7 protein-coding genes and 1 pseudogene are annotated in these 12,977 nt (G+C 68.8%); 2 read left to right on the forward strand and 6 right to left on the reverse strand.

Annotated features, from left to right (window positions below; genetic code table 11):
- Positions 1-1,160 (forward strand): annotated as a pseudogene (locus ACE3TU_RS11825) (trifolitoxin synthesis, TfuA); the annotation flags it as partial.
- Here the strand turns inward: ACE3TU_RS11825 and ACE3TU_RS11830 are convergent.
- On the reverse strand, positions 1,161-1,559 hold the full coding sequence (locus ACE3TU_RS11830; protein ID WP_374624398.1) for a hypothetical protein: 399 nt from the start codon (positions 1,557-1,559) through the stop codon (positions 1,161-1,163). It lies immediately after the preceding pseudogene.
- Positions 1,560-1,721: 162 nt separating this feature from the next.
- Here ACE3TU_RS11830 and ACE3TU_RS11835 point away from each other — a divergent pair, with 162 nt between their 5' ends.
- Entirely contained in the window at positions 1,722-3,236 is a 1,515-nt protein-coding gene (locus tag ACE3TU_RS11835) for a hypothetical protein (RefSeq protein WP_374624400.1), read from the forward strand.
- A gap of 2 nt (positions 3,237-3,238) precedes the next feature.
- On the opposite strand, the gene ACE3TU_RS11840 is transcribed toward ACE3TU_RS11835, so the two are convergent.
- The 5 genes from ACE3TU_RS11840 to ACE3TU_RS11860 form a co-directional block, all read right to left on the reverse strand.
- Positions 3,239-3,868 (reverse strand): hypothetical protein, encoded by a 630-nt coding sequence (locus ACE3TU_RS11840; protein ID WP_374624402.1) that lies wholly within the window; start codon positions 3,866-3,868, stop codon positions 3,239-3,241.
- Positions 3,869-3,986: 118 nt separating this feature from the next.
- Positions 3,987-5,297 (reverse strand): HlyD family type I secretion periplasmic adaptor subunit, encoded by a 1,311-nt coding sequence (locus ACE3TU_RS11845; RefSeq protein WP_374624404.1) that lies wholly within the window; start codon positions 5,295-5,297, stop codon positions 3,987-3,989.
- Positions 5,290-7,002, reverse strand: a complete 1,713-nt coding sequence (locus ACE3TU_RS11850; protein WP_374624406.1) for a type I secretion system permease/ATPase — start codon at positions 7,000-7,002, stop codon at positions 5,290-5,292. Before ACE3TU_RS11850 ends, ACE3TU_RS11845 begins: the two co-directional genes overlap by 8 nt.
- 2 nt (positions 7,003-7,004) lie before the next feature.
- Positions 7,005-7,673: a helix-turn-helix transcriptional regulator gene (locus ACE3TU_RS11855; RefSeq protein ID WP_374624408.1), complete on the reverse strand. Its 669-nt coding sequence runs from the start codon at positions 7,671-7,673 to the stop codon at positions 7,005-7,007.
- A 136-nt stretch (positions 7,674-7,809) separates the two neighbouring features.
- Positions 7,810-12,977: beta strand repeat-containing protein (locus ACE3TU_RS11860; protein WP_374624409.1), on the reverse strand; the 5,168-nt coding region annotated here is incomplete at its 5' end.

The following is a 12,977-nucleotide window of genomic DNA, read 5'->3' on the forward strand; positions in this document are numbered from 1 at the left end:
AGGAACTGACCGGGGAGCAGCAGCGGCGCGTCAACGGGCTGCGGCACGAACTGATCGGGGCCCTCACCCGCTTCCGCGACTGGTCGGTGCGCGAGGCGGGCCGATCGCTCGAGGCCGGCGATCCGGCTGGGCTCAAGACCTACGAGATTTCCGGGCTCGCCTCACAGGAGGCCGGGGAACTCTATGTCTCGGTGATCCTGCGGCGCTATGGCGATGGCACCTATCTGTGGAGCCAGCAGGTGTCGATGCAGCCCGAGCGCTGGGTGTCGGCCAAGCGCGACGTCATCCGGCGCATCGCCTCGTCGCTGCAGGTGCACCTGTCGGCAGAGCGTGTATCGCGCACGGCCGGCCTCGAAGACCAGACCCTCGACATCCATGACCGCTGGCTGCGCGGCAACAGCCTGATCGCCCTGTGGCAGCCCGACGCGGAGCGCCGGGCGGAGGGCATCTTCCGCTCGCTGATCGCCGATGCGCCCGGCTTCGCGCCGGCCTATGTCGGGGTCGCGCAGATCCTGACGACGCGGCACCATGTCTTCCCCGGCGTTCGCCGCGACCGCGCCGCCGAAGTCGAGGCGCTGGCGCTGGCCAAGACCGCCGTCCGGCTCGATCCCAGGGATTCCCGCACGCATCTCTGCCTCGCCTGGTCGCACATCATGGTGGAGAACTACGAGCAGGCGATGTTCAGCTACGAACTGGCGCTCCAGCTCAACGAGAACGATCCCTGGACGCTCACGTCGTGCGCGCAGGGGCTCTCCTACTGCGACGACAAGCTGCGGGCGCGGCGGCTGGCCGATCGCGCCATCGATGTCGCGCTGGGCGGGGCGCCGATGCACTGGAGCTACCAGATGTGCATCCGCTTTCTCGAGGAGGATTATCGCGCCGCAGTGCATGCCGCCGATCAGGCCGAGGGCAGCGCCTTCTTCGTGCCTGCCTGGAAGGCGGCGGCGCTGCAGGCGCTCGGCGATGGCGGGGCGGCACGGACCGCGATCGACCTGTTCTACCGACAGGTCGCCGCCAACTGGCACGGGCCGGAGCCGGCGCGCCCCGAGAGCGTGCACAACTGGTTCATCGACTGCTTCCCGATCCGCCGGCAGGCGGACCGGGATCGGCTGGAGCAGGGTGTTCTCGGCGCCGGCCTGCTCGATCTCGAACGCGCCTGATCAGCGGCACTGCCGCATGGTGTAGTCGGCAACCCGGGCGTGAAACTTGTCCTGCTCGGTCAGTTTCGGGTTCGATGCCAGAATATCGATGATCGGCGGCAGGTCGTACTCCCCCTTCGCTGCAAGTTCATTGCTTTCCTCGACCTGATTCTTGGCCGGAAGCCGCAGCACGAACACTTCGTCGTTGCCCTGGATCACCTGGATCGCCTTGACGCCAGGAGGCAGGGTGTAGTGGGCACCGACCGCGTCGTTGAACTCCTGCAGTGACGTCGGCCACGCCCGGGTGCCAGTTGCCCACTCGATGATCACTTGGCCGACAGCAATGTAGTCTGCCGGTGAAACCTTGGCAAACTCGTTGCCACTAGGTCCGAACTCGGCCGGCGGAAAATCCCTCTTCAATCTTGCCTCCATCTTGACTGTGTGTGATCGTTCCCAACGATCTGTCAGGATACTCAAGTATTGAACAATAAATGCCGTGAGACAATCGTCAGCGACGCGTGAAGCACTGGCGGGTCGCGGCGGGCGAGCGCTGGATCGGCCAGCGAGCATCGGGGTGTCGCGATGAATCTGAGCAGCAGGGTTTTCGTCGCAACACTGATCCTTGCGGCAATGTCGGTGTTCTCGGTCGGGTACTCGGAGGACGCGTCACTGGATGGCTACGTCGCTCCGCACCCGGAACTGCGCGGCCTCGGCCAGCGATCCACGGAAGACATCCGCGCTGGTTTTGCCCGGTATCAGACCATGGCCGACCGAAGCCTGGCGCTCGATCCTGACCGATCGCTGTTCGTGCGCAAGGATGCCCGCCTCGTCGGGCTGACCTTCAAGCGGATCATGAGCAAGCTCGCCGACGACACCGGGACGGACGCTGTGGGTTTCTTTCGCCAGTTCTGGGCGAACCTGGGTTACGGCGAGAGTGACCAGGATACGGGCAGCAAAGAGTGCCCTGGCGCGGGTCCGGCGAAATCGGTATTCAACGATTTTCCGGTCACGTGCAGCTCATATCTCTATAGGCTGGCTTCCCTTGAAGACCCCTTCGGCGAGGATTTGGCGCCGCACTTCAGGGTTATCGCTGCGGTCAACCGCAATGATCTGCAACTGGACGGCGATTGCGGTGAGTATCGCCTGATCGCGGCCGCCGATCCGGGTTGGCTGGAGGCGGCCAACTTCGAGTACGCCAGGGAGCTCTACATCATTTTCGAGTGGAGCCTTTCCGACGGAGGCGAGCCGGAACGCTGCGTCGCCATACAGAGATACTGGGCGCGCCTGTCACAAATGAGTGCGGATGCGGACATCGCGCGGGCCCTCGATCGGTTCTATTTCGAGGGCGGCACGCTTTCGGCCGCGGGCGAAATGACCGAGGCGACTGACTGTAGCGGCGTCTGCTTCGCCGTCGGCCCGGTCGTCGCCGCGGGCAACATGACGTTCTCGAAGACACACAAGAGTCGACCCGGGCAGATCAGGGTCAACGCCAATACCATCGGCCCGCTGTGGACCCTGCGCGAGTACCGGTTTCTCCAGGGGGCGCCCAGCGGTCTACTCCGGCTGGTGACTGTACCTGTCGCCAACAGCCCGGATTTCAGTACTTTCGATGACTCCAGCGTTTATGTGACGGCAATCGCGAAGGCATTGCTGGGACAGTCGGGAACGCTTTCCGGCCGGAGATTTGCCGAGCTGGCCTTTGTTGCCCCGCCGCAAACCTATGCCAACCAGCAGAGCACCACGAAGGTCTATTTCGATCCCTACTTTCGGGACCCAAAGACGACAACCGTCGGTAGGGTGATGCAATTGCTCGAAGCGGCAAAGCACGTCTCGGTCAGACATCTGGTCAATCGGGTTACACTGCTGAGTTGCATGGGCTGCCACCGCTTCTCCAATGTCGATGACGTGAACGTATTGGGCTTCGACGACCTGCCGACGTGGCCGGGTTCGCTGAAGTTCACGCATATATCTGTCGAGGGCGTGGTCGATGGCCAGTACGTGATCTCCGATGCCCTCATCAATGCGTTCCTCCCCCGCCGCAAGGCCGTCATGGAGGCGGTGATCGGCGTCGAGCTGACCACTCTCCCCGTGAAGTGACTTCAGGCGGCGGCAATCTCGCCGTCGCCGGCCTCCTCGAGGATGCGGATCTCGATGCGGTGACGCCCCATGCTGAGGGTGAAGGCGCCGCCCGACGGGGCCGCCTCGATGGTCGCCGGCAGTCGCGGCAGCGGGTGGGGCGTCTGCCGCCGCGCCTCGCACAGGTCCTGCCAGTAGCGGCGCTCGAGCAGCAGCCAGTCCTCGAACTCGTCGTCGCCGACATCCATGCCTTCAAGAAACTCGCCGCACTCGACCTCGTGTCCGCTGGCGCCGCGCTCGCGCAGCGCCAGCGCGTCGACCCAGACGGTGGACGGGTCGATGGCGACGGTGAACGCATCGATGTGGAGGTAGCGGCGCCAGTCGGCGCCGAGCGCCCGCCGCAGGTCGGTGAGCGACTGGCGCATGCTGCCCAGCGCTTGCTCCTGCGAGCGATCGCTCCATAGCCGCGAGCACAGCCAGGAGCGGGCCCGCTGCCCGCGATCGGCGACCGCCACCAGCGCCAGCAGCGCATTGGCCTTCTGCCGTCGAGGCGTCAGGTCGCGCCCGTCCGAACCGATGATCTGGAAGGGTCCCAGGAGATGGATCTTCAGCTTGCCCCCGCTGCCGTCGTCGTCACCCCGTCGAGCCGTCATCGCGTCCACCGCTGTTGCCACTGCGTCGAGGGTGAGGCTGGCCGGGCGGGCGTGAAAGCAGCGTGAAAGTGCCGTCGAGCGACTTTCACGGGGCATCTTGTTCATGGATTTCAGTGGGTTAGTCTTCGCGGAAGACGCGGGCGAACTGATCCGTCAGCGGCTTCACGAGGTAGGCGAGCACGGTGCGGTCGCCCGTCCGGATGAAGGCCTCGGCTGGCATGCCGGGCAGCAGGTGATCGCCGCCCGGCAGCCGGTCGAGCTCGGCGGGGTCGAGCACGACGCGGGCCAGATAGTACTGGGCGCCGCTGCGCGCATCGGTCGTGAGGTCGGGGGCCACCGACTTGATGGTGGCGGCGAGGTCGGGCGTATCGCGGGCCTCGATGCCGGTAAAGCGCACGATCACCTCCTGCGCCGGGTGCACCTTGTCGATATCGAGCGGGCTGATGCGCAGGTCGAGCACCGCCGCGTCGAGCGCCGGCACCACCATCATCAGCGTCTCGCCCGCGCCGACGACGCCGCCGACGGTGACCACCGTCGAGGCGTGCACGGTGCCGCTCTGCGGCGCGCGGATCACCAGCCTCTCCAATCGATCGGCAAGGCCGATGCGCTGCTGCGCCAGCTGGGCCAGCTCGGCCCGCACCTCCTGCAGGTCTCGGATGGCCTGGACGCGCTGGTCGTCCTCGAGCTGCACCAGCATGGCGCGGCGTTCCGCCACCGTCGCCCGGGTCTCGGCGATCTGCGCGGCAATGCGGCCCGCCTCGCCGCGCAGCTGTGCCTCGACGCGCCTCAGGTCGTTGATCCGGCCGGTGCTGACTAGCTTCTCGCCCAGCAAGTGCTGCTGGTCGGCAATTTCCGCGGCAACCAGCGCCTGCTGCGCCTCGTCGGCCAGGAGTTCCGCCGCGAGGCCCTCGGTCTTGCGCTCGAGCTGCGCGATCTGCTCGGCGATCCGTTCGCGCTGGCCGCGCATTGAGGCCGCGTGCGCGTCGAACAGGTCCCGCTGCAGCGTCAGCAGGCGATCGAACTCTACTCCCGCGACGCCCTCAGGCAGTGGGCCAGGCACGCCCATGCGGGGTAGGGCGGCGGCTTCTGCGGCGAGGCGCAGTTCGCGCGCGTGGGCATCGCGCTGCTGGGCCAGCAGCAGGTCGAAGCTCGCCTGGACCGAGGTTCCGTCGAGGCGGACGAGCGCGTCGCCGGCCGCCACCACGTCCTCGTCGCGCACGAGGATCGCGGCGACCACGCCACCCTCGGGATGCTGCACCCGTTTCGGGCCGCCGTCCACGGCGACCGAGCCGCTGGCGACGACGGCGCCGGCGATCTGGGTGCCCATGCTCCACAAGGCGAGGCCCCCGGCGGCGGCGGCGACGCTCAGCAGGCCGGCTAGCGCGTGCGTGCGGATGCTGCGCTGGTGGCGTGACCGTTGCTCAGGCATCTGCCGTCTCCCGCGCCGTGGATGATCTGTGGGTGGCCACTGCCTTGAGCACCTCGAGCTTGGGGCCGAAGGCCGCCTGCCGCCCGCCGTTGAGCAGCAGCAGCTGGTCGACCGCGGCGATGGCACTGTGTCGGTGCGCGATGACCACGACGATGGCGCCGCGGGCCCGCGCGCCGATCAGCGCCGCGGTCAGGGCGGCATCGCCCTCGCTGTCGAGATTGGCGTTGGGCTCGTCCAGCACGATCAGGAAGGGGTCGCCGAACAGCGCCCGGGCGAGGCCGATGCGTTGTCGCTGCCCGGCCGACAGCGCCACTCCGCCTTCGCCGACCTGGGTCTGGTAGCCGTCGGGCAGGGTGGCGATCAGGTCGTGAATGCCGGCCGCCTTCGCCGCCGAGATCACCTGGGTCGCATCGGCGCCGGGCCGGAAGCGGGCGATGTTCTCGGCAACCGTGCCGGCGAACAGCCCGACTTCCTGCGGCAGGTAGCCGATCGCGGCTCCGATGGTGCGGCGGTCGTAGTGCCGCAGGTCCTGGCCGTCCAGCCGCACCTCGCCGGCATGCGGCCAGACCCCGACCAGGGCCCGCGCCAGGCTGGATTTGCCCGAGCCCGAAAGGCCGACAATGCCCAGCCCGTCGCCGGCGCGCAGCGCAAACCGCACGTTCTTGACGAGTGGCCGCCCGCTTTGCGGGGCCAGCACCGTCAGTCCCTCGACCGCCAGCCGCTGCAGCGGCGGCGGCAACTGGAGCCGTGGCGCCCCGTCGGGGTCGGCCAGGTACTCCCGCAGTCTCGGCCAGGCCTGGCGCGCGCCGACGAAGGCCCGCCACTGCCCGATCGCCTGCTCGACGGGGGTCACGGCGCGCGAGGAAAGGATCGAGGCGCCGATGATCAGGCCGGCCGAGGACTGCCCGATCAGCACCAGCCAGGCGCCCGTCGCCAGCACCGCCGACTGCAGCAGGTAGCGGAACGAGCGGGTCAGCGCGGTGTGGAGTGCGGCGCGATCCGCGCCGCGGGTCGCGGCGTCGGCCACGGCGGCGCAGGCGGCGCCCCAGCGGTGCTGCAGCTGCGATTCCATCGCCATGGCGCGTACCACCTCGCCGCCGGCACGGATGTCCTCGGCGAGGCGCTGCCGTCCCGCCTGCGCCTGGGCGGTAAGCCGGGTCGGGCCGCGGGTGGTGAACTCGTTGAGCACCAGCAGCAGCACGAGGATCGCCGCGCCGATGGCGGTCACCAACCCGAGCATCGGGTGCAGCAGGGTGATGAGGCCGAGATAGAGCGGCACCCAGGGCAGGTCGAACAGGGCGGCCGGGCCAGGGCCGGACAGGAAGCTCCGGACGGAGTCGAGGTCGCGCACGGGATCGGTCCGACCCCGTCCGGAGCTGCGGGCGATCGCGCCGAGAAGCCAGGGAGAGAGCGTCTCTTCGACGAACGCACCGACGCGGTTGGCGATGCGGGCCCGCACCCACTCGACCATGGCGTAGAACCCGTAGAGCCCGGCGACCAGCGCGGTAAGGGCGACGAGCGTCGGAATCGAGCGGCTGGGCAGCACGCGGTCGTAGACCTGCAGCATGAACAGCGGGCCGGCGAGCAGCAGCAGGTTGGAGGCGGCGCTGAGCACGCCGAAGGCCAGTGCGGCGATCGTCGTGGTGCCGGCCAGCTGCGGCGTCGACCGGTCGACGGCGGGGGCAGGGTCGGGGCGCTTGAGCATGATCAGCAGGCCACCGGCGCCGGCTCGCGATGCGACAGGCCGGCGACGACGCGGACCAGGTCCGCCTGCCGCCGGCAGCGCATCTTGCCGAGCAGGACCTTGCACTGCTGGCGCACCGTCTCTAGCCGGACCCCCCGCATGGTCGCGATCTCGCGCAGCGACAGGCCGGCCGCGAGGTGCCCGAGCACGCTGGATTCGGCGACGGTGAGGTGGAACGCCTCGGCGATGGCGCCCATCAGAGCCGGCTGGGGCTCGACCAGGGCGCCGGTGATGTCGATGATGGCAACGTCCGAAATGTGCGGCGAGAGCGGCAGCGCGATACGCAGCACGAAGGTCGTGCCGGAATCCTCGTCGTTGACCACCAGCGTGCCGGTCCGCGTGCTGCCCTCGCGCAACGCGCCGATCAGCACTTGCAGCCGCCGCATGGCGTGGTCCGGGCCGATGAGCAGGCGCCCGCCGCTGAGGCGGGCCGGCCGGCCATGCTGCAGCAGGTCGTGGGCGTAGGCATTGGCATAGAGCAGGCCGAGGCCGTTGATCTCGACCGCCAGGCTCGCGCCGCGCCAGTCGGGGCAGAACGAGGCGAGGAGCTGGTGCAGGTCGCCGGGGCCGCCCGGTCCGCCCAGCCTTCCGGCTCCGCCCGTTGCCGTCCCACTCTCGGATGCCCGCCGCATCGCAACCTCCGCTCGATTGAACGGAGGGAGCTTCGCCCCGTCGCGCGAGGCCGGCGTGAGCACGGCGTCAGTTCGAAGTGAACGAGTGCCACTTCTCCCCCGGCCGCCCGTCGGGACGGCCGGGGGAGAGGGCAGTCTAGAGGCCGAACAGGCCCGTGCCGGCGTCGAGGTGCCAGGTCTGTCCGGCGAAGACGACCTCGATCGTATTGGGGTCGGCGACGTCGTGCAGGGTGAACGCCGCGGACCAGTCGGTATTGACCGCCGAGCCGTTCAGCACGGCGTTCTCGTTGATCTCGACGATCACGTCGGAGCCGCTGAACACGGCCCTGAGCAACTGGGCTGTGTCGCCGCCGACGAGGCCGTAGGCGTCGTCGAGCAGGCCGGCGAGATCGAGGACATCGCCCTCGCCGCCGGACCCGCTGTAGTCGAAGATGCTGTCGGAGTGATTGGCCACCACCCCGCCGGCGCCGCCGAAATCGGCGACGTTGAAGTCGAACGCATCCGCCCCGGCGCCGCCGAACAGCATGTCGTGGCCGAGCCCTGCGATCAGCCGGTCGTTGCCGCCGCCGCCGATCAGGGTGTCGTCGCCCGCCCCACCGAACAGGTGGTTGGCGGACTGGTTGCCGATCAGCGTGTTGTCGAGCGCATTGCCGGTACCCGAGATCGCCGCCGTACCGGTGAGGACGAGGGATTCCACGCCCCCCAGCACATGCACGCCGTCGGCGAGCAGGCTGAACGACACCGAGGACCGGACGGTGTCCGTGCCGGAGCCGCCGGTCGCCTCGTCGACGCGGTCGGCGGCATCATCGACGACATAGGTGTCGTTGCCGGCGCCCCCGATGAGGATGTCGGCTCCCATGCCGCCGTCGAGCGTGTCGTTGCCGCCGCCGCCGCCGAGCGTGTTGCCGGCTCCGTTGCCGACCAGCACGTTGGCCAGCGTGTTGCCGGTGCCGTCGATCGCGGCATTGCCGACGAGCGTCAGGTTCTCGACATTGGCACCGAGGACGAAGGCCCCCGCCGCGCCGGCGAACTGCACGGTGTCGGTGCCGGCATTGGCCGCCTCGGTGACGATATCGGAGACGCTGTCGACGACGTAGGTGTCGTTGCCGAGCCCGCCGATCAGGGTATCCACCCCGGCGCCGCCGTCGAGGATGTTGCTCCCCGAATTGCCGGTGATGACGTTGTTGGCGGCGTTGCCGGTACCATTGAGATTGGCGGTTCCGGTCAGCGTCAGCCGTTCGACCTCGCCCAGCACGTGCGCTGCGTCGGCGAGGCTGAAGGAGATCGAGGCCTGCACCGTGTCGGTGCCGGCGCCGCCATTGCCCAGTTCGTCGACCACGTCCGCGGCGTTGTCCACGATATAGGTGTCGTTGCCGGCGCCGCCGATCATCAGGTCGGTCCCTGCACCGCCGTTGAGGACATTGTTGCCGCTATTGCCGGTCAGGGTGTTGGCCCCGGCATTGCCGGTGGCGTTGAGCGCGGCGGTTCCGGTCAGCGTCAGGTTCTCGACATGGTCGCCGAGCGTGAAGCTCACCGAGGACTGCACCAAGTCGGTCCCCTCGTCGGCCGCTTCCACCGCCGTGTCGCCGATGTTGTCGACGACGTAGAAGTCGTCGCCGGTGCCGCCCGCCATGCTGTCCGCGCCAGCGCCGCCGATCAGCGTGTCGTTGCCGCCGGCGCCGCTGATCGTGTTGGCAGCGGCGTTGCCGGTGATGACGTTGGCGAGGTCGTTGCCGATACCGCCGTTGGCGCCGCTGCCGGTCAGCGTCAGGTTCTCGACATTGGCCGCGAGGGCATGGCTGACAGAGGCCTGCACCAGGTCGATGCCCGCGTCGGCCGCCTCGAGGATGGTGTCGCCGACGCTGTCGACGACATAGACGTCGTCGCCGAGCCCGCCCGCCAGCGTATCGTCTCCGAGCCCGCCCGACAGGATGTTGGCGAGGTCGTTGCCGGTGATGGCGTTGTTCAGCGCGTTGCCGGTGCCGGTGAGCGCCGCCCCGACGAGGATCAGGTTCTCGAGATTGGCGCCCAGCGTCAGGTTGACCGACGAGATCACCGTGTCGATGCCCGCGTCGACCGCCTCGGTGAGGGTGTCGCCGCCATCGGTGACATAGGTATCGTCCCCCAGCCCGCCGATGAGCGTGTCGGTCCCGGCATCGCCATCGAGTATGTTGTTTCCGGAATTGCCGGTGATGACGTTGTTGAGGCTGTTGCCCCGGCCATCGATGCTGGCGCTGCCGGTCAGGGTCAGGCGTTCGACGTCGCCGAGCACCGCGGCGCTGCCCAGGTCGAAGGAGATCGACGCCTGTACCGTGTCCGTGCCGGTGCCACCCGCCGCCTCCTCGTCGACCACGTCGCCGGCATTGTCGACGACATAGGTGTCGTTGCCGACGCCGCCGATCATCGTGTCGGCGCCCAGCCCGCCATTGAGGGTATTGGCGCCGGTGTTGCCGGTGAGCACGTTGTCGAGGTCGTTGCCGGTGCCGCCGATGGATCCGCTGCCGCCGAGGATCAGGTCCTCGACCTCGGCACCGAGCGTGTAGCTGACGCTGGCGATGGCGACGTCATGCCCGCCGTCGGCGAGTTCGACGATCGTGTCGCCGGCATTGTCGACGACGTAGGTGTCGTTGCCTTCGCCCCCGATCATCGTGTCGGCACCGGTGCCGCCGCTCAGCTGGTTGTCCGACGCGTTGCCGGTGATGGTGTTGGCCAGCGTATTGCCCGTGCCGCCGCCGGCATCGGCGCCGAGCACGAGGTTCTCGACGTTGTTGCTCAGCGTGTAGCTGCCGCTGCCGGTGAACTGCACCGTGTCGATGCCGGCATTGGCCGCCTCGGTGACCACGTCGGCGCTGTCGTCGACGATGTAGGTATCGTTGCCCAGCCCGCCGATCAGCGTATCGGTGCCGCCGCCGCCATCGAGCGTGTTGCCGCCGGCATTGCCGGTGATGGTGTTGTTGGCCGCATTGCCGGTGCCGTCGATGCTGGCGCTGCCGGTCAGCGTCAGGTTCTCGATATTGTCGCCGATGGCGTAGGTGATCGCGGCCTGCACCGTGTCGGTGCCTTCGTTGGCGGCTTCGATGGCCTCGTCGCCGGCATTGTCGACGACATAGATGTCGTTGCCGAGCCCGCCGGCCATCTGGTCGGCGCCGAGCCCGCCATTGAGCGTGTTGTTGCCGCCATTGCCCGTCAGGATGTTGTCGAGGCCGTTGCCCGTGCCGCTAATGTTGCCGGCGCCGGTGAGCGTCAGGTTCTCCACCTCCGCCGCCAGCGTCAGGCTGACCGAGGCGAGCACGGTGTCGATGCCCTCGCCAGGGTTCTCGATCACCACGTCGCCGGCTGCGTCGACCACATAGGTGTCGTTGCCGGTGCCGCCGCGCATGGTGTCGCTGCCGGCGCCGCCACTGATCGTGTCGTCGCCGGCGAGGCCCCACAGGGTGTCGTTGCCGCCATTGCCGTTGATGGTGTCGGCCTCGTCGGTCGGCAGCGGCTGTCCGGCCGGGCTGTGCGTGGCATCGATCAGGTCGGCCGCATTGGTGCCGTTGATGGTCACGCCGCCCACGTCGGTCACCGTGACGCTGATCGTCTGCGTGTCGGTGAGGGCGCCGTCGCTGGCGCTGACGACGACTTCATAGACATTGTTGCCATCCGCGTCGGCCGGCATCTCGTAGTCGGGAGCGGCAATGAAGCTCAGCACCCCGGTCCCGGCATCGATCGCAAACAGCGCGGCATCCGCCCCGCCGCCGATCGCGTAGGTGAACATGCCGCCGCCGCCATCCGGGTCGGCCGCTGCCACGGTCGTGACGAGCGTGCCGTTCTCCGCCCGCGACAGCGCCGCCGTGTCGCCGCCGCCGTCCGAAGTGATGCTCGGCTGGTCATCGACCGGATGGACGATGACGGTGAAGCTCGCGCTGGTGCTCGCCGTGTCGGTGGCGCCGCCGGACGACAGCATGGCGCTGTCGGTTGAGACGGCGGTCACGGTCAGCTCGAAATTGCCGTTGAAATTGGCCGGCGGCGTCGCGAGGAGCGGCGTGCTGGCGAGGGCGGCGATGTCGGCGGGATCGTCGATCACCCAGTCGCCGCTACCGACGTCGAGGGCGCCGAGCGAGAAGCTGGTGCCGGCCGGGAATCCGGAGAGACGCAATACCAGGCTCTCCGAACCATCGGTATCGGCCGCGGCAGCGGTGATCAGGGGCAGGGCGATGGCCGTGTCCTCGTCGCCGGCGCCGGGGCCGCTGCCCGCCGTGGATGCGGCAAAGATGCGGGCGACGAGCCCGCCATCGTCCTTGCTGCCGTCCATCCAGGTGACGAGCAGGCGGCCATCGGCCAGTTGCACGATGCCATGGTCGATCTCGCCCATGTCGTAGCCGATCTGCTGGTTACCCAGGGTCTGGCCGGGGATCAGCTGCTGGGGGCCGATCGGCGCGCCGCCGGCGTCGTAGTGGCGGCCATAGACGCCGAGCCCCGAGCCGTCCTCGCCGAGCGAGGTCCAGGCGATGACGAAGCTGCCGTCGGCGAGGGCCGTCACCTGCGCGCCGTGCTGGCTCGACAGGTCCATCGAGGTCGCGACCTCGAGGGTCGGGCCGGCATTGCCGCTGGCGTCGACCACGCGGGCCCAGACGTCGTAGTTCGAGGCCCCGCCGGTATAGTGGGCCCAGGTGGTGACGAAGCCGCCGCCGGCGAGCCCTGCCGTCGAGGGGAAGATATTGAGGCCGATCCCGCCGGAGAGGCTGACGGGAGCCCCGCGCGGGGTGCCATCGGTCTCGAACACGCTGGCGGCCACGTCGCCTTCCCCATAGGCGACGACGATGGCGCCGTCGGCCAGCGTGGCGATCGAGGGCGCTTCCTGGTTGGCGACATGCACCGTCGTCACCAGGTCGCCGGCCGCGTCAAAAGTGCTGAGCCAGACGCCGTTGTCGGTCGGGAAGCCGCCGGCACTCAGTTCCTGGAACCACGCCACCGCAAAGCCGCCGTCGGCGAGCCCGACGACGCTCGGATTGGTCTCATAAAAGGCGGCGGAGTTGGCCACGGCGAACTCGCTGCCTACCGGGACCCCGGCCGCATCGTACCGCTGGCCGTAGACGCCGTAGCCGCCATCGTCCTCGGGGTGTCCGAGGGCGTACCAGGCCACGACGAATCCGCCATCGGCGAGGCCGGCAATGGCGGGGTAGGGCGGGTTCGCCCCGCCCTCCTCGAGCAGGATGTCATTGCTCCGCGGCGTGCCGGCGGCATCGAAGACGCGGACCGAGGAGACCCAGTTGTTGGCCTCGGCCGCGTGCATCCAGGCGATGGCATAGCCGCCATCGG

It is taken from the genome of Devosia sp., assembly GCF_041917035.1.
Classification (GTDB): Bacteria; Pseudomonadota; Alphaproteobacteria; order Rhizobiales; family Devosiaceae; genus Devosia_A.

Bases quoted from the DNA above. Each gene is read 5' to 3' on its own strand.
- ACE3TU_RS11835 (WP_374624400.1), top strand. From the start codon at position 1,722: ATGAATCTGAGCAGCAGGGTTTTCGTCGCAACACTGATCCTTGCGGCA.
- ACE3TU_RS11840 (WP_374624402.1), bottom strand. From the start codon at position 3,868: ATGACGGCTCGACGGGGTGACGACGACGGCAGCGGGGGCAAGCTGAAG.
- ACE3TU_RS11845 (WP_374624404.1), bottom strand. From the start codon at position 5,297: ATGCCTGAGCAACGGTCACGCCACCAGCGCAGCATCCGCACGCACGCG.
- ACE3TU_RS11850 (WP_374624406.1), bottom strand. From the start codon at position 7,002: ATGCTCAAGCGCCCCGACCCTGCCCCCGCCGTCGACCGGTCGACGCCG.
- ACE3TU_RS11855 (WP_374624408.1), bottom strand. From the start codon at position 7,673: ATGCGGCGGGCATCCGAGAGTGGGACGGCAACGGGCGGAGCCGGAAGG.